This window comes from Duganella aquatilis (assembly GCF_009674565.1).
In the GTDB taxonomy this organism is placed as follows: domain Bacteria; phylum Pseudomonadota; class Gammaproteobacteria; order Burkholderiales; family Burkholderiaceae_D; genus Rugamonas; species Rugamonas aquatilis.
On sequence record NZ_WKJL01000015.1, the window covers coordinates 79,156 to 95,535 of the forward strand.

At 59.8% G+C, this 16,380-nt stretch carries 13 protein-coding genes and 1 tRNA gene; 3 read left to right on the forward strand and 11 right to left on the reverse strand.

Going from position 1 to position 16,380, the window contains the following annotated elements; all coding sequences use genetic code 11:
• The 11 genes from GJ698_RS19485 to GJ698_RS19535 all read right to left on the reverse strand — a co-directional run bounded on the left by GJ698_RS19485 (position 1) and on the right by GJ698_RS19535 (position 12,464).
• On the reverse strand, positions 1-1,140 hold the full coding sequence (locus GJ698_RS19485) for a polysaccharide pyruvyl transferase family protein (RefSeq protein ID WP_166454908.1): 1,140 nt from the start codon (positions 1,138-1,140) through the stop codon (positions 1-3).
• A 99-nt stretch (positions 1,141-1,239) separates the two neighbouring features.
• On the reverse strand, positions 1,240-1,929 hold the full coding sequence (gene epsI / locus GJ698_RS19490) for an exosortase-associated protein EpsI, B-type (RefSeq protein WP_154359525.1): 690 nt from the start codon (positions 1,927-1,929) through the stop codon (positions 1,240-1,242).
• Complete coding sequence (gene xrtB / locus GJ698_RS19495) at positions 1,926-2,798, reverse strand: exosortase B (RefSeq protein WP_154359526.1); 873 nt, start codon at positions 2,796-2,798, stop codon at positions 1,926-1,928. The genes epsI and xrtB overlap by 4 nt, the downstream gene beginning before the upstream one ends.
• A gap of 32 nt (positions 2,799-2,830) precedes the next feature.
• A complete protein-coding gene (epsG, locus tag GJ698_RS19500) occupies positions 2,831-3,709 on the reverse strand; it encodes a chain length determinant protein tyrosine kinase EpsG (protein ID WP_154359527.1) in 879 nt (292 codons plus the stop codon).
• Positions 3,710-3,725: 16 nt separating this feature from the next.
• Positions 3,726-5,138 carry a chain length determinant protein EpsF gene (gene epsF, locus GJ698_RS19505; protein WP_154359528.1) on the reverse strand — a complete coding sequence of 471 codons (1,413 nt, stop codon included), beginning with the start codon at positions 5,136-5,138 and terminating at the stop codon, positions 3,726-3,728.
• A gap of 47 nt (positions 5,139-5,185) precedes the next feature.
• Positions 5,186-5,977 (reverse strand): polysaccharide export protein EpsE, encoded by a 792-nt coding sequence (gene epsE / locus GJ698_RS19510; protein ID WP_154359588.1) that lies wholly within the window; start codon positions 5,975-5,977, stop codon positions 5,186-5,188.
• Between the two features lie 36 nt (positions 5,978-6,013).
• The gene (locus GJ698_RS19515) at positions 6,014-6,961 is read right to left on the reverse strand and encodes an EpsD family peptidyl-prolyl cis-trans isomerase (protein WP_154359529.1); all 948 of its coding nucleotides are present in this window, start codon (positions 6,959-6,961) and stop codon (positions 6,014-6,016) included.
• Between the two features lie 221 nt (positions 6,962-7,182).
• Positions 7,183-8,562: an undecaprenyl-phosphate glucose phosphotransferase gene (locus GJ698_RS19520; RefSeq protein ID WP_154359530.1), complete on the reverse strand. Its 1,380-nt coding sequence runs from the start codon at positions 8,560-8,562 to the stop codon at positions 7,183-7,185.
• A gap of 9 nt (positions 8,563-8,571) precedes the next feature.
• Entirely contained in the window at positions 8,572-9,720 is a 1,149-nt protein-coding gene (gene epsL / locus GJ698_RS19525) for an XrtB/PEP-CTERM-associated polysaccharide biosynthesis outer membrane protein EpsL (RefSeq protein ID WP_166454909.1), read from the reverse strand.
• Positions 9,721-9,860: 140 nt separating this feature from the next.
• Positions 9,861-10,523 carry a CAAX prenyl protease-related protein gene (locus GJ698_RS19530; protein ID WP_154359532.1) on the reverse strand — a complete coding sequence of 221 codons (663 nt, stop codon included), beginning with the start codon at positions 10,521-10,523 and terminating at the stop codon, positions 9,861-9,863.
• A 33-nt stretch (positions 10,524-10,556) separates the two neighbouring features.
• A complete protein-coding gene (locus GJ698_RS19535; protein WP_154359533.1) occupies positions 10,557-12,464 on the reverse strand; it encodes an ATP-binding cassette domain-containing protein in 1,908 nt (635 codons plus the stop codon).
• 172 nt (positions 12,465-12,636) lie between these two features.
• Between GJ698_RS19535 and GJ698_RS19540 the strand changes: the two genes are divergently transcribed.
• From GJ698_RS19540 to GJ698_RS19550, 3 genes are all read left to right on the forward strand, one after another.
• Positions 12,637-12,711, forward strand: a tRNA-Arg gene (locus GJ698_RS19540).
• A 456-nt stretch (positions 12,712-13,167) separates the two neighbouring features.
• Positions 13,168-14,937: a DUF1800 domain-containing protein gene (locus GJ698_RS19545; protein ID WP_154359534.1), complete on the forward strand. Its 1,770-nt coding sequence runs from the start codon at positions 13,168-13,170 to the stop codon at positions 14,935-14,937.
• Between the two features lie 11 nt (positions 14,938-14,948).
• Positions 14,949-16,379 carry a DUF1501 domain-containing protein gene (locus GJ698_RS19550; RefSeq protein WP_154359535.1) on the forward strand — a complete coding sequence of 477 codons (1,431 nt, stop codon included), beginning with the start codon at positions 14,949-14,951 and terminating at the stop codon, positions 16,377-16,379.
• Position 16,380 lies beyond the last annotated feature (1 nt).

The window sequence follows — 16,380 nt, forward strand, 5'->3', positions numbered from 1 at the left end:
TTATTTTCCTATAACGGCACCGAGTACTTGTGCCAGATTGGCCTCATAGCGGTTCAAACGTTCTTCCACCCGCTTCAAGCTGTCCTGTACTTTTTCCTTCAGTTGCTGGCGGGCGGTATAGCCTGCGGCGATCTTGCTGCATACTACATCGTCGCTATCGGCCTTGCAGTCGGCAATGGTGTTGTAGCCGAGCGTGCCAAACAGGCCATTGAACTTGCGGCTGTAGGCCATCGGCACCACCGGCACGGCGGACGAGAATGCGGCGATGCAGGCATGCATGCGCGCGCCGGTAAAGAAGTCCAGCCCGGCGATGTAGGACTTGGCTTCGCTCGGCCGGGTAAACACCGGCGCCACGATCACGCCAGGGAACTCCTGCGCCAGGCTGACGCCGCGCACATAGTCATCCTCGCTTGGCATGTGCGGCTCGATCACATGGCCAACCAGGTGCACCTCCACCTCCGGCTGCGCCTGGAAGTGCTGGATCAGGCGGCGGATGGTGGCCGGATAATCGATGCTCAGGCCGAACTGGTTGCCGCCGGTGTAGCCGCCGTTGAACAGCAGGCCGGAGACATTGATGCCGACCCGGGTCTTGCCGTTGTCGGCAAACTGCTTGGCCTGGAACGGCAGGCGGAAAGCGACGTCGATCGCTTCGCCGGTATTCTTGGTCACGCCTAATTGCTTCAGGTAGTCGCTGGACAGGTTGTCGCGCGCGAACACCTTGCGGCACCGGGCCATCACCTGTTTAGCCAGCACGCGCGCGGCGGCACCGTCAAACGGGCCGATGGTTTGCGGCGCCAGAATCAGCGGCTTGCCCAGGCTGCAGACGATGTTCTTGCTGAGCCAGTAGTAGAAGAAGCGTTTGAAGCCGTAGATGTCGGCAAAGCTGTCGCCCTCGCCGATGTCGATCACCAGGTCGCAGCGGCGCACCTGCTCACGGAAGCTGGCGCGGAACAGGCGCACCCGCTGGTTTTCCAGCGCATGGCCGGCGGCCGCCAGTTCCGCCTCCAGCGCCGGCAGGGTTTCGCTGCCGGAGCCGAGCACGATGAAGCGTACGCGCTGGCCCAGCGATTCGGCCACACCGCGCACGATGGCGATGTTCGATTCGGTCAGGGCTCCGACTCCGAGATTACCTGATGACAAAGAGTGCCAGAGCAAACCAACCGTGATCATATAGTCATCCTTATGCAACGTAATGAGGTGTAAAACAAGAGGTAGCGCGGGCCCACCGGCCCGCGCACTTTATTGCTGGCCCGGCGTGCCGATGAAGCGGCTGCGCGACTGTACCGGCAGCGCGTCGGCGATCTGGCGCACAAAGTCGTCCTGCACCTTGAACGCCTGCTGCGGGTCGTTGGAAATCGACGATACGCGGAAGATCAAACCGTCCGGGATCTGGCCGCGCAAGCCATAGCTCAATTGCGCAAACTTGGTATCGTAGCCACCCAGCACGACTTTATCGGCCATCGTGGTCCAGTAAGTGACCGGTTCGTTGCGGCTGCCCAGCGACGTTTGCAGACGCTTGACCCGCAATACGCCCTGGTGGGTCGTCAACGTGCCCTTGGTGGCCGAGGCCAGGTTGAAACCCTGGGCCGGATAGCACACTTCCGGATAGTGCAACTGCAGGCCGCTGGTCTGGTCTTCGCCATAGGCGATCGACAGCATGATGCGCTCGCCGTCGCGGTTGACGTAGTTGCGCGACAAGGTCTGGGTGTAGATCTTGGCCAGGGCATCGGCGGTTTCCGGGTTGATCACCTGGGCAGTCAGATCTTTTTCCTCGATCCAGTCACCAAAACTGGTCGGAATAGCAGTGTCCAATACCAGCGGTGCGCGCACCTGCGCCAGCCGTTCGGTAGGGGTCATGATCTTGGCCAGGACCGCCGAGGACACCATCAACACGCCTGCCACCAGGCTGAGACGCAAGGTCCGGTTCATGCTTTCGCTCCTTGAGAGGCGGCGCGGCGCGAGACCACAAATTGCAGGAAGGTGTCGAGCGACAGGATCAAGGCCAGCGCGCTGATGAACAGCACCATGCCGGCAAAACCATGCAGGAAGCCCTGCCCTGCTGCATCGCCGAAGTAATAGGTCACCAGCGTCAGCACGATCACGCGGATCACGTTGGCCGAGAACGAAATCGGAATAATGAACAGCGCCAGCGTAATATTGCGAAAGGCCGAGGTATGGCGCACCAGGTTCAGGTAAAACAGCCCCAGCGCCTCCAGCGTCAACAGCGTTTGCAGACCGGCACAGGCGTTCGCCACCAGCAACTGGTACTGGCCAATCTGCAGGATCACGCCGCTGCGGGCGATCGGATAGCCCATCGAGTACAGCAGCAGCTCGGTTGCCCACGACACCGCCATCTTCATCGGCATGGTCAGCATGATGACCAGTTCAGCCGGCAGTGGGATCATGAACAGCATGAAGAAGAACGGGAACCACTGCACCCGCAACGCGGTCCAGCCGCGCAGCAGCAGCAACAGCGACACCAGCAGGCCAATGAAGGAGCCGATCTCCAGGATATAAATCTGCTGCGAGCGGCCAAGGATGTAGGCCAGCAGGCTCAGGCCGAAGGGCAGCCAGCCGATGCGCGCGCCAGCCGTGCCGGCGCTACGCGTCACCATCTCGGGCCACTGGCGGTACAGCAGCCAGCACGACAGCCCGAGGATAATCGGGCCGTGCGCCTGGTCTTCGGTGGCCCAAACCCCTGTGAACAGGCGGTAGAAACTAGGGATGAACAACGCGGCCATGCCGACCAGCAGTGGCCAGATGTCCTTCATGCCTCCGCGCAAATCTGCCGCGCGCATGCCTGCTGCAGGCCGTGTCGCCGTTTCTCCCATCAGAAGTCAACCAGTACCGAGCCGACCACCTTGGCGCCGCTTTGCGCCAGCTGTTCAGTCATCGTGTTGATATCGGCCAGCAGGGTTTCGTTCTTGCGCGCCACCACCAGCACGCCGCCGGCGCGCGCGGCGATCGACAGCAGGTCGACGCCGGTCGCGTAGGCAGGCACATCGTACAGCACCACGTCGTAGCTGTGCGCCAGCGTGGCGTTGAGCGCGGTGAAGCCGGAGCGGCTCAGCAGCTCCTGCGGATTTGGCGGCAAGGTGCCGGCAGCCAGCACCGACAGCGAGACAAAGGAGTCGATCTTGGTAACTGCCTCGACGCCGGCACGGCCGGCCAAAATGTCGGACAGGCCAGCGCGCGTCTGCAGGTCGAAGATTTCATTCTGGCGTGGACGGCGCATATTGGCGTCAACCAGCAGCGTGTTTTCGCCCAACTGGGAGAACACCACCGCCAGATTGGCAGCCAGCATGCTGACGCCGTCGCCCGAATTCACGCCCACGATGGCCAGCGACTTCTGACCGCCGGTGAACCAGCGCAGCATCAGCTGGCTGCGCACGGCGCGCAATGTTTCCACTTGCGGACTGAACGGACGGAACGCCGCTGCCAGCAGACTGGAGAATTTGGTCTCGCCTTCCTGCAGGTAGGGATAGTCGAACTGGCGCGCCAGCACTTGCTGGATGTCCTGTTCGGTGATCAGGCCCAGGCGGTGCGCCGCTTCGCCGAAGCGGATCCCCAGTTCTTTTTGCATGCGCAGCACGCGTTCGGCGTTCTCCGGCGTAATTTTGCCGGCGGCCAGCAGCAGGCCGCCAATGCTGGAGTCAGCCTTGCGCTGCACGGGAGGAACGGGCGAGATGATGTTTGGAGTGGTGGTCATGGATGGATCCAGATTCTCAGGAGTTGACGCTCAGGTTGCTGCGACGCAGGAACATGCCGTTGAAACGCGACGGACGACGCTGGGACTGATGCCAGTCGATCGTGCCCAGCACCGGGATATCCAGCAGGTCGCTGAGGTCCGCCTGCGAACGGACGCGGCGGTCGAAGAATTCCAGCAGGAAGCCCAGGCCCAGGCCCAGCATCGTGCCCAGCACGATGGCCAGCGCCGTATTGAGCAGGATCTTAGGACCATACGGCTTGATCGGCGCCACGGCCGGATTCAGCATGGCCACGTCCGACTGTTCGGACTGGCCTTCGATACGGGTCTGCGACAGGCGCATCGAGGTGGCGTCAAAGGCGCGCTGGGCGTTTTCGACGTCCTTCTGCAGCACATTCAGCTCATCGCGGGTGCGATTCAGTTCCAGCACCTTGTTCTTTTGCTCCTGCAACGCCGTGCGGATGGCCGCCTCGCGCTGCATCAGGATTTGCGCGTTGTTGCCCACGGTGTTGGATGTGACCCGAGTCTGCGCCTTCAGATCGGCACGCAGTTGGTCGACTTCCGCCTTGGCGCTCTGGTATTGCGGGTGGTTCTTGTCCAGGCGCTGGGCAATGTCGGCGAACTTCGATTCGGCCGCGCTCAGCGCAACCTTCATGTTCTGGATCAGCGGATTGCCGGCGACGTCAGGCGACTCGCCCGATTCGCCCGCCGCCATACGCTGGCGCGAGTTCGCTTCCATCAACTGGCCCTGGGCCGCAACCAGTTGCGCCGACAGGTCGTTCAGACGGTTCGATTCCACGTCCAGGCGGTTGTCGACGCTGACAATGCCATGCTCCTGCTGGTATTTCGACAGCCGGCTCTGCGCCGCCTCGACCGTGTCACGCAGCACTTTCGACTGGGAGTCGAAGTAGCTGGTGGCTTTTTTCATCGGATCGACTTTCAGCTGGATGCTGGCGCGCTGATATTCGTCGGCAAACGCATTGGCGACTGCGGCAACGAACTGCGGGTCGGCGCCCTGGAAGCTAATTTCCACCACGCTGCTTTCACGCGCCGGGACGATCTCCAGTTTTTTCAGCAGCAGGTCGGCCAGCCAGTCGCGCAGCGAGCCCTGGCCGTCCTGGGCATCGTTGAACTGTTCGATAATGGCCGGGCTCTGCGCCAGCTTGAGCGCATCGACCACGCGCAACGCCACGTTCTTGCTGCTGATGATGTCGATCTGGGTCGCTACATAGCCCGGCAACAACTGGCCCGGCATCGAGATGCCGGTCAGCGGGTCTACCCCCTTGTAGTTCAGGATGACCGACGAGGTCGCTTTATAGGTCTTGGGCAGCACCAGGCTGACGATGATGGTCACCGCCACGGTGAACAGCAGCGTCAACAGGATGATCTTTTTGCGCGCCCGCAAAACCAACAGGATCTGGGAAAAATTCATGGCGTGGCCTTCATTTTGGACTGATTAAAATACGTGCCGGGTCAAGCTTAGAACAGGCTTTCCTTGATATACACCACGTCGTCGGCCTGCAACAGATCGTCATGCTTGGCGTCCAGCGTCTGCAGCGTGCCGTCGGCGCCGCGGCGCTTGATGCGCACGCCGCGCTCGGTACCGCGCTGGGTCAGGCCGCCCCCAACCGACAGCGCCTGCACCACGGTCATATTGTGTTCGAGGCGGAATACGCCAGGACGCTGGACTTCGCCGTAGATATAGAAGCGCGGTGCGCGATCCACGTAGATGACGTCGTTGCTGCTCAGTTCCAGATCGCGATTGAGGTCGCCGGTGCGGGCCATCTGCACCACGTCCACCACTTCGCGCACGACCTTGCCGTCCGTGGTTTTGCGGATCAGGTTGATGGTGTCGCCGCCGTCGGCGCTGACGCCGCCAGCCAGCGCCAGCAGATCCAGCACGCTGCGCTTGCCGTCCACAGGATAACGGCCGGGACGATTGACCTGGCCCAGTACCGACACCTGCTGGCTTTGCAGCACGGTGACCAGCAGATTGACCTGTGGCTTGCGGACGAAACCGCCGCTTTCCAGCAGGCCGGCGATTTTCTTCTCCGCCTCGGCGGTAGGCAGGCCGCCGACTTCCACTTCACCGATGAGCGGGAAGGTAATCTTGCCGGCTTCGTTGACCCGGGTTTCGGTCGTCAGATCCGGGCTGCCGTAGACGGTGATCTTGACCACATCGCTGGAACCAAGTTTCACATCCGCCGCACTGGCGCTGCCCATCATCGCGACGCACAACGCCGCCCACACCCATCCCATCCATCGTTTCATCATATGCCCTATTCCTGAGGAATTAAATTATCACGCTCACTTCAAACCGGCGACACCGCGATCCATGGCCTCGGCCGGCGCCGAAGCGGCCGGCGCGGGGGCCGGCGCCACCGGGGCAGCCGCCGGCGCCGAAGCGGCCGGAGCAGCCGCAGGCGCGGCCGGCTTGTTCAGATATTCGATCTTGGCGGCCGCGCGCAGACGCGCCAACTCGGCATCGGTGGCTTCCTTGGTGCGCTTGTTCACCAGGAACTGTTCGATCTGCGGCGTGGCGGCTTCCATCGAGACCGGCGTGTCGCGGATGTCGGCGATCGAGATCAGCAGGCTGCGCTCGCCTTCCTTGATGATGAACAGCTGGCCTTTCGGCATCGCCAGCAGCTTGCCTGCCAGTTCCTGCGGCAGGTCGGTGGTGGCACGCGACAGCTGGGCGCGGGCGTAGCGCACTTTGTGCGCGTCCAGCCAGGTGGCCACTTCTTCCAGCGACTTGGCGCCGTCCATCACCGTTTTCAGCGGTGCATCGACGTCACGGCTGGCCAGCACCAGCTGGCGCATATCCAGCTGCTTGCGGCCGGTGAAGAAGCTCGGGTTCTTTTGATAATAATCTTCCACTTCCGCCAGGGTCGGCTTGGCGATCGTGCCCACTTTTTTCTGCACATACGCCTGCGCCAGGATCAGCGCCTTGGCGCGCTCCACCGCTTGCACGACTTTCGGATCGCGGTCGAGTTTGTCTTTTTCAGCCTGCTCCAGCAGCAATTGGCGGTCGATCAGCGCTTCCAGCAACTGCTTGCTGGCAACCTCCTGCTGGGCCGGCGCAACGCCGGAACGCTGCAGCTCTTCGTTCAGCTGCAGCACAGTGATTTCATTGCCATTCACGCTGGCCAGCGACTGGCCCGGCTTCTTGGCAGCCTTGTCGCCGCAAGCGCTCAGGCCTGCCGCTGCCAGCAGCAGCCAGGCGGCGCAAACGACGGTGGATTTGGTACGAGACATGCTGTTTAAGTGATTCAAGGTCATTCCTTCAACTTAATGTAGTCGCAAACTTGTTGCAGTTGCACAGGCTCAGGCAGTACCTGCCTTCACTCTATAAATCAGGCCTCGCCAGCACTACGCGACCCGAACCCGAAAAGTATGCACGGCACAATTAACACTGTCAATATTATAAACACCCTTGACATTATTTACACTGTTTTTGCTGCAGTGCGTCACTTTTTTTAGAACGCGTTATCGCGCTTCAACACCACCTTCACGGTACGCAAAATGATCCAGATATCCAGCCACAACGACCAGCTGCGCAGATAATCCAGATCGTACTGGATCCGCGCTTCCATCTTGTCCAGCGTTTCGGTCTCGCCGCGCAGGCCGTTGACCTGGGCCCAGCCGGTAATGCCGGGCTTGACCTTGTGACGCAGCATATAACCCTTGATCAGCTTGCGGTATTGCTCGTTGTGCGCCACCGCATGCGGGCGCGGACCGACGATGCTCATGCGCCCCTGCAGCACATTAAAGAACTGCGGCAGCTCATCCAGCGAGGACTTGCGCAGGAAGGCGCCGATCGGCGTCACGCGCTGATCGCCCTTGCGCGCCTGCACCACCTTGTCGCCGTCCTCGGTGACCGTCATCGAACGGAACTTGTAGACGATGATTTCCTCGCCATTCAGGCCGTAGCGGCGCTGGCGGAAAATCACCGGCCCCTTCGAACTGAGCTTTACCATGGCCGCGATCACCAGCATGATCGGCAACAGCATGAGCTGGATCACCGTCGCCAGCACGATGTCGCTGATGCGCTTAACCATGCTGTTGACGCCGGTGAATGGCGTTTCGCAGATGGCGATCACCGGCATGCCGGCCACCGTGCCAAAGCGTGCCTGCATCAGGTCGAAGACATAGATGTCCGGCAGGAAGTACACCGAAGCGGTGGTGTCCTGCAGCTCGTCGATCAGCTTGCGGATGCGCGGCTGCGCCGAAATCGGCTGGCTAATGTAAATCATCTTGACGTTGTGAGTGCGCACGTATTGCGCGACATCGGCCATACTGCCCAGCATCGGATGACGCATGCCTGGCGGGCGGCGGTCCTCGGTGCGGTCGTCGAAAAAGCCTTCGACCTGCAACAGGTGGTCGGCGCCGCTTTCGATGCGGTCGACAAACTTCAGGCTCAGGTCATTGGCGCCGATGATGACCACCGAACTGCGCTCCGCAGCGACGCCGGTCTTGCCGCGCCCCCAGGTGGCAGCATAGTTCAGCAGCAGCAGCAGCGGTGTCAACAGCACCCACAGCAGTACTGCGTCCTTGTCATACATCTGCTTCAGGCCGCAAGACACCACCAGCAACCACAGCACGCCGACCACTACCAGCCAGCCGCCCAGCACATCGCGCACATACGCCAGCAGGCGGCCGCGCCGCCAGTTGCGGTACGGGTCGACATGCGAATAAACCGAGCCGGACACGTAAAATGCCAGCACCATCAGAATCAGCATGGCGCCATTGAACGGGGTGCCGACAATGACCGAACACACGTACAGGCTGACCATGATGATCAGGGGATCCAGCACGCGCTGGAAGAAAGATATGACTGGAAGATCGCTAATATTCATAGGTGCGGCTTAGAACTGGATGCTGGCATTGAATGACACGCTATTGGCGTGATAACCGCTGCTGAAGAGACGGTTGCTTGGGTCGCGCGTGTCACGGTTATATTGCGCATTCAACTGGGAATTGCGAGTCGGCGCGTAGGTCACGCCGGCGCCCAAGCCGCGCGTATCGTCGTTGTAACTGATCGGCAATACCGACGCCAGCACACCATTGAAGTCGCGCTTTTCACGCCGTGCACGCGCGTTCAGCGTGATCTTGGAGGTCAGGTCCCAGTCGGCAGTCACACTCCCCCCCTTGCCCAACGCATAGTTGAGCACACTGGATTCGACCGCGGTAAATTCACGCCACGCGGCAGCCGAGAAGCGCAGGCGCGCACGCGGACTCCATTGCGCGGTCAGCCGCGCATTGGTGCCGCTGGCGTCCCGCTGGGCTACGAGATCGTGCTTGCGCTCGACGCGGCCGCCGAGAAACTGCAGCTGCGTCACATCGCTGACGCGCCACAGCACGCTCAGCTTCAACTCATCCTGCGTGTAGTCGGATTCCTGTAACACCGCTCCCTGCTGCAGCCCATACGGGTAGTGCCCTTTCAGGCGGCGCGCCACCACACCGATACGGCTGCCGGTTCCTGCCAGAAAATCGATACCGGCGTCGGTTGCCTTTTCCGTACGGTTATTGAAACGCTGTGACGCCAGATCGTAATCGAATTCGTCGCTGACGTAGCCGGCGTGCGCCTGCCAGCTCGGATGGAAGCGCCAAAAAATATCGCCGAAGTTATGTTTCTGCTTCTTCAGGTTGCGTTCGTTGGTGTGGAAGTCGGCAAACGGCGCAATGGTTTGCGAATAGGTGGCGCCCAGATGGCCGTTCAGATGATTGCCCAACGCCCATTGCCATGTGCCTTCGTAGTCCAGGCCGGTGTAGTCGAGCTGGCTGAAATGGTCAAAACTGACCTTGCTGACCTTGGCCGAGCCGGTAAACACCTGGCGTCCGACCGGGCGCTCGAAGGAAAAACCAGCCTGCGCCTGGCGAATATTATCGGCGCGGCTGCCTTCCAGCTGCTGACCATCCTCCAGCCGCAGCAGGTTGTCGTCATGGGTATACCCCAGCAACACAAACGGCTTGATCGTATCGCTGATGTCGGCCTGCGCCGGCGGCGCCAGCATTGCACCGCTCACCAGCACCCAGGCCACCAGTCCGGATGGCTGCGGGACACGGCGGAACTTGCCGGAAAAAAATCGCAAATGATTGGACATTATATTTTTATCTTAAATAACTGTAAGCCGAAGCTGTAAGCCGAAAGCTGCTACCAGAAACGCCAGTTGGCGGTTGCCAATACCCAAATGCCCAGTAGTCCGTTGGTGACCGCATGCGCCAGAATCGGCGACCACAGATTACGATCACGCCAATACAAGTAACTGTAAACACCGCCAGCGACCACGCCGGCGAACCACAAGTTATGCTCCACCCCAAATAATATCACCGCGACAACAGTCGTAGCGACTTTTATATGCGCAGGATCCACAGCCAGAAAGTCCGGTCGCGTCAGCCAGCGGGTTAAAAACGAGCGCCAGAACAACTCTTCCATCAGCGGCACCACCAGCGCCGCGCCACTGATGCGTACCAGCGCCAGCGGCACGTCGATCCGACCATCAACCGTCGGATCGAAACCGGTGGACTCCCCCAGCAGCATCCACGGCCAATCCAGGTTTATCCATAACAAAAATACCACAATACCGGCAAACACTGCACCCGCAATCGTGCGCAGGTGCAACCGGGGCTGCATTAGCTCAACATACTCCCGCCGAAACACCCACAGCAGCAGCACCACGCAGCCCACCTTGACGCCGTACAACCAGCGCAGTTCGGCAGCCCCCAGTCCAAGGCGCTGCAGCAGATCGGCTATGACGATAAACAACATGTAGCAGCCAAAAGGCAACACCCGGGGTAATACTGCCCGTTCAAACATCAGCTTTCTCCATCCGCTTATCCTTATGACCGGTCAGTTTTTACTACGCGCCTCGATCGCTTCCCATTTTTCCAGCGCAGCCAGCAGTTCTTCTTCAATCTCGGCAACGCGGGCGTTCAGGCGCTTGGCTTCGGCCGGTGTTTTTTTGTAGAAATCCGGATCGGCCAGTTGCGCTGCCAGCACACCCTGCTCATCCTCTAGCAAGGCGATTAATTTTGGCAATTCATCAAGTTCACGTTGCTCTTTATAACTGAGCTTCTTTGCCTTTGCAACAGTATTTTGCTGCGGCGCAGCAGCCACTACAGGTGCCGCCTTCGTCGGCGCTTTGGCCGCCGTGGCGGCAGCCGTCGCGCGTACCCGCTCCCAGTCGCTGTAGCCGCCGACATATTCGCGCCAGTGCCCCTCGCCTTCAGCCACTATGACCTGGGTGACGACGTTATCCAGGAAGGTGCGGTCGTGGCTGACCAGGAACACGGTGCCCTCGTAATCCTCCAGCAGCTCCTCCAGCAGTTCCAGCGTGTCGATGTCCAGATCGTTGGTCGGCTCGTCCAGCACCAGGCAGTTGGCCGGCTTGGCGAACAGGCGCGCCAGCAACAGGCGGTTGCGTTCGCCACCGGATAAGGTCTTGACCGGCGAGCGCGCGCGCTCCGGCGCAAACAGGAAATCACTCAGGTAGCTCATCGCGTGCTTGCGCTGGCCGTTGATCTCGACCCAGTCGCTGCCCGGCGCGATGGTATCGAGCAGGCTGGCGTCTTCATTCAGTTGCGTACGCATCTGGTCGAAGTACGCCACCTGCAGCTTGGTGCCCAGCTTGGCGACGCCACTGTCCGGCGCCAGTTCGCCCAGGATCATTTTCAGCAGCGTGGTCTTGCCGGCGCCGTTGGGGCCGATCAGGCCGACCTTGTCGCCGCGCAGGATGGTGCCGGTGAAGTTGTTGACGATGGTGCGCTCGCCAAATACCTTGCTGACGTTTTCCAGTTCGGCGACGATCTTGCCCGAACGCTCGCCGGCCGACACCTGCAGCGTGACCTGCCCCTGCTGGTCGCGGCGGGCGGCGCGCTGCAGGCGCAAGGCTTCCAGGCGGCGCACGCGGCCTTCGTCACGCACCCGGCGCGCTTTCACGCCCTTGCGAATCCAGATCTCCTCCTGCGCCAGCACCTTGTCGAACTTGGCGTTTTCCACCTCTTCGTTTTCCAGCAGCTCAGCCTTGCGTGCCTGGTACGTGGTGAAGTTGCCGGGGAAGGACAGCAGGCGGCCGCGGTCCAGTTCAATAATGCGGGTGGCGACGTTATCGAGGAAGGAGCGGTCGTGGGTAATAAACAGCACGCTGCCCTTGAAGTCGCGCAGCAGGCCTTCGAGCCACATAATGGAGGTGAAGTCCAGGTGATTGGTCGGCTCGTCCAGCAGCAGCACATCCGGCGCCGCCACCAGCGCGCGCGCCAGCGCCACGCGTTTCTGCATACCGCCTGACAGCTGCTGCATCAGCAGATCGCCGGGCAGGTTCAGCTTGCCCAGTACGGTCTCCACCTTGTTCGACAGATTCCAGGCGTCGGCCGCGTCCAGCAGCACCTGGATATCATGCATGCGCGCCATCACGGCGTCGTCGTTGCCCTGGCCAAACTGGCCGGTCAGCTCCTCATATTCCTTCAGCAAGGCCGGCAGCTCGCCCAGGCCCGATGCCACCGCATCGTGCACCGTCATCTGCGGCTCGAACACCGGTTCCTGCTCGACGTAGACGATTTTCAGGTTCTGCTGCATGACCAGCAAACCGTCATCCAGCTTGACGCTGCCGGAAATAATCTTCAGCAGCGATGATTTACCGGTACCGTTGCGGCCGATCAAGCCGACACGTTCGCCTGTTTCCAGGGAGAATTCCGCATGATCAAGCAGGGCGACGTGGCCGAAGGCCAGTTGCGCGGAGGAGAGAGAGATGACAGCCATGATATATAGAGAGAGGAAAGCGGAAAGAAGCGCGTATTGTACCGGCAGCGCGCACGTCACCGCAGGTCTTATTAAGGAATCGGCAAGCTGGCAGCCTTCCTTTCGCGCTTAAAAGCCTATATCATGGCCGCTCGCTGCATCAGGGCGCCTGCCCTGCCTTCTGCACCGGTGTGTCACCATAGTTCAACGGATAGAATAGGGTCCTCCTAAGACCTAGATACAGGTTCGATTCCTGTTGGTGACACCATCCCTCCCCGCCCTACCTCCGCCAGCAAAGCTTTCTCAAGCTTGTTACATCTTTTTCGCCCTCCCTCAAAGCAAGATTGTTAAATCCTGGGTTAAAATCATTCACTCCTGCAGAGCTCGAAAGGTTTTGACAACTCCCGTATAAGAACCGCAACATCCGTCATTTTCTGTACATCTTCGCGCAATTCCCAACGTCAAAAAAACTTTCCCAAGTAACGAAAGTATGTCTTTAAGAAAACTTTCCGTTGTCGGAATCTGACATTTACCATAAAACATCTAAGTTTTCACTTGTGAAACTTCGCGCAAAATGCAGCGAAATGAGGTCAATTTCGCCGAAAAAAATAGCCTGGGGTAAACATTAATCAAATGATGAGAAAATAAATTTGAATTCCATGGGGCAATTAATTTCCACGCGGATACAATTCAACCATCGACTCACCCAACAAGGAAATTTGAAATGAATTCCGCTACTATCCGAACGATGCTTGCCGCAACCTCGTTCGCAGTCCTTACCGCATGCGGCGGCGGGAGCACCGATAATGGTGCTGGCGCAAATTCGGATCAAACCCTCGGTGCATTGTTCTCGTCCGAGTCCGCAGATCCCAGCGCCACTGTCAACGCAACGGCAAGCAAGGTGCGCATGGGCGGCACTACTGACGTCGCCGCCGTCACCACCCCGGAACAAGCTTCGCGCTTCCTGGCCCAGGCATCCTTCGGCCCAACCAACGGTCTGATTAACAGCGTTGTGTCTAGTGGCCCGTCGGCCTGGTTGGAGGCTCAACTGAATTTCGGTGCAGCGCCAACCTACCGCTCTTATATTGAATCGCTGCAGGCAGCTGGCCAGCCAGCCGGCCAAGGCCAATTCAACGAGTTCTTCTGGAAGCGCGTAATGGAAGGCAATGACCAACTGCGTCAGCGGGTCACCTTTGCCTTGTCGCAGATCTTCGTCGTGTCGTTCGAAGATGCCACCCTGGCCGAACAAACCCGCGGCATGGCCGACTACTACGACATGCTGGGCAAAAACTCGCTGGGCAACTTCCGTCAGCTGCTGGAATCGGTCACGCTGCACCCGATGATGGGTATTTACTTATCCAGCATTCACAACCAGAAAGAATCGGGCAACCGCTTGCCAGACGAAAACTTTGCCCGCGAAGTCATGCAGCTGATGACTATCGGCCTGCAAAAGCTGAATCAGGACGGCACTCCGATCCTGGTCAATGGCGCACCGGTCGAAACCTACACCCACGACGACATCATGGGCATGGCCAAGGTCATGACCGGTTGGAGCTTTTCCAACAGCGATAAGCTGGCCAGCCGTTTTATCGGCACCGTCAAAGATCCTGACTGGGCAATCAAGCCGATGACGATGTATTCGGCATTCCACTCCACGTCAGACAAAACCTTCCTGGGCACCACGATCCGCGGCACCACCACCGGCGAGGCCGATCTGAAAGTAGCGCTGGACACCCTGTTCAACCACCCGAACGTCGGTCCGTTCATCGGCCGCCAACTGATCCAGCACCTGGTAACCAGCAATCCAAGCCCAGCTTACGTCAGCCGTGTAGCCGCCGCATTTGCCAACAATGGCGCCGGCGTCCGTGGCGACATGAAAGCGGTGATCCGCGCAGTGCTGATGGACACTGAGGCACGCAATATCGGTGCGGACTCGGGCAAAGTACGTGAACCAGTGCTGCGCCTGGCCAACTGGATGCGTGCATTTAATGCCACCTCCACCTCGACCCGCTACCTGATTCCGTCGCTGTACGACCCGATCTACGGCCTCGGCCAATCACCGCTGCGCGCACCGAGTGTGTTCAACTTCTTCCGCCCTGGCTATGTACCTCCTGAGTCGGAAGTGGGCGCCGCCAACATGGTGGCACCGGAAATGCAAATCACTGCCGAACCTAGCGTAATTGGCTACCTGAACTACATGCAGAACGCCGTGTCCGTAGGTGTGGGTACCAACCTGGATGTCAAACCAAACTATCAGAATGAACTGGTATTGGTCGACAACCCTGGCAAACTGGTGGACCGTATCAATCTGTTGCTCCTGAACGGCAATATGTCGTCCACGCTGCGCTCGCAGATCATTAACGCGGTAAACTCGATCGAACGACCAGTCCCAACCAGCAGCAACGCTGCGCTGGTGGCCCGCCTAGCCGGCTACCGAGTACAAATGGCAATCTTCCTCGCCATGGCATCGCCTGACTACATCGTACAGAAATAAGGACAGTTATTATGAGCAAGCACAACTTTTCCCGCCGTAGCTTCCTGGGTTCGATGATGGCTGCGGCCGGTACTGCCGCCACGCCGTTCACCGTCAATCTGGCCGCCATGAGTAACGCCGCAGCACAAACCGCCGGTGACTATAAAGCCCTGGTCTGCCTGTTTATGATGGGCGGTAACGATGCCTTCAATACGGTGCTGGCGACCGACAGCACCTCCTGGAATGAATATCAGCGCCTGCGCTCCACCGGCGATTCCGCCTCGATCGCCCTGCCGGGCGTCGGTGCCAGCGGCGGTGTACTGCCGATTGCGCCGACCAACAATCAGGGTCGCGCGTTTGCCCTGCACCCCCGCCTTGGCAACCTGAAAGCCCTGTTTGACAGTGGCAACGCCGCAATCATCGCCAACGTAGGCACATTGGTGCAACCGACCACGCTGGCACAATACAAGGCCGCCTCGGTAAAACTGCCGCCGAAGTTGTTCTCGCACAATGACCAGCAATCGATGTGGCAGTCGGATGCGCCTGAGGGCTCCAGCTCCGGTTGGGGTGGACGCATGGGCGACATCATTGCCAGTTCGAATAGCAACAATATGTTCAGCTGCATTTCAATCTCCGGCAATGCGGTGTTCCTGACAGGCAAACAAACCCGACAGCTGCAGATCACAACTTCGGGCCTGCCCGGCATCACCAATCTGAACACGTCACTGTTCGGCGCAATGCCGGGCGCGAATCCGCTGCGCGCTATCATCACTGGTCAAGGCGGTAATAAATTCCAGAATGACCACGCAGCGGTAGTGAATCGCGCCATCAATGCTCAGCAGACGTTGGCATCAGCCATGGCGCCAGCCGGCGCCGGCGGCATTCCCGACCCGACGCCTTACACCAACCCGAACACGGGCATAGCTTCGACCAACCCGCTGGCCGTGCAGCTGCAAGCGGTCGCCCGCGTCATCGCCGGCCGCAACACCCTGGGCGTCAAGCGTCAAGTGTTCTATGTCAGCATGAACGGCTTTGACACCCATGGCCAGCAACTGACCGCACACGGCGACATGATGGCCCGCGTCGATCACGCGATCGCCTACTTCAACTCGGTGATGGCTTCGCTGCAAGGTACGGATATGCGCCAGCAAGTGACGCTGTTCACCGCATCGGATTTCGGCCGCACCTTTACCACCAACGGCAATGGCACAGACCATGGCTGGGGCTCGCACCACTTCATCGTCGGTGGCGCCGTAAAAGGCAAGGATATTTACGGCAGCTTCCCGATAACCGGTATCAATCACGACCTTGACGTCGGTTCCGGTTCGCTGCTGCCGACTACTTCGGTGGACCAGTACGGCGCGACACTGGCCACCTGGTTCGGCGTTCCAGCGAATCAGCTGGCCACTATCTTCCCGAACATCGGCAATTTCACCACCAAGAACTTGGGCTTCATGGGGTAAT

Excerpts from the sequence above, each read along its gene's own strand:
- epsI (WP_154359525.1), bottom strand. The coding sequence starts at position 1,929 with ATGAACCGGACCTTGCGTCTCAGCCTGGTGGCAGGCGTGTTGATGGTG.
- xrtB (WP_154359526.1), bottom strand. The coding sequence starts at position 2,798 with ATGCGCGCGGCAGATTTGCGCGGAGGCATGAAGGACATCTGGCCACTG.
- epsG (WP_154359527.1), bottom strand. The coding sequence starts at position 3,709 with ATGACCACCACTCCAAACATCATCTCGCCCGTTCCTCCCGTGCAGCGC.
- epsF (WP_154359528.1), bottom strand. The coding sequence starts at position 5,138 with ATGAATTTTTCCCAGATCCTGTTGGTTTTGCGGGCGCGCAAAAAGATC.
- epsE (WP_154359588.1), bottom strand. The coding sequence starts at position 5,977 with ATGAAACGATGGATGGGATGGGTGTGGGCGGCGTTGTGCGTCGCGATG.
- GJ698_RS19515 (WP_154359529.1), bottom strand. The coding sequence starts at position 6,961 with ATGTCTCGTACCAAATCCACCGTCGTTTGCGCCGCCTGGCTGCTGCTG.
- GJ698_RS19520 (WP_154359530.1), bottom strand. The coding sequence starts at position 8,562 with ATGAATATTAGCGATCTTCCAGTCATATCTTTCTTCCAGCGCGTGCTG.
- epsL (WP_166454909.1), bottom strand. The coding sequence starts at position 9,720 with ATGCTGGCGCCGCCGGCGCAGGCCGACATCAGCGATACGATCAAGCCG.
- GJ698_RS19530 (WP_154359532.1), bottom strand. The coding sequence starts at position 10,523 with ATGTTTGAACGGGCAGTATTACCCCGGGTGTTGCCTTTTGGCTGCTAC.
- GJ698_RS19535 (WP_154359533.1), bottom strand. The coding sequence starts at position 12,464 with ATGGCTGTCATCTCTCTCTCCTCCGCGCAACTGGCCTTCGGCCACGTC.
- GJ698_RS19545 (WP_154359534.1), top strand. The coding sequence starts at position 13,168 with ATGAATTCCGCTACTATCCGAACGATGCTTGCCGCAACCTCGTTCGCA.
- GJ698_RS19550 (WP_154359535.1), top strand. The coding sequence starts at position 14,949 with ATGAGCAAGCACAACTTTTCCCGCCGTAGCTTCCTGGGTTCGATGATG.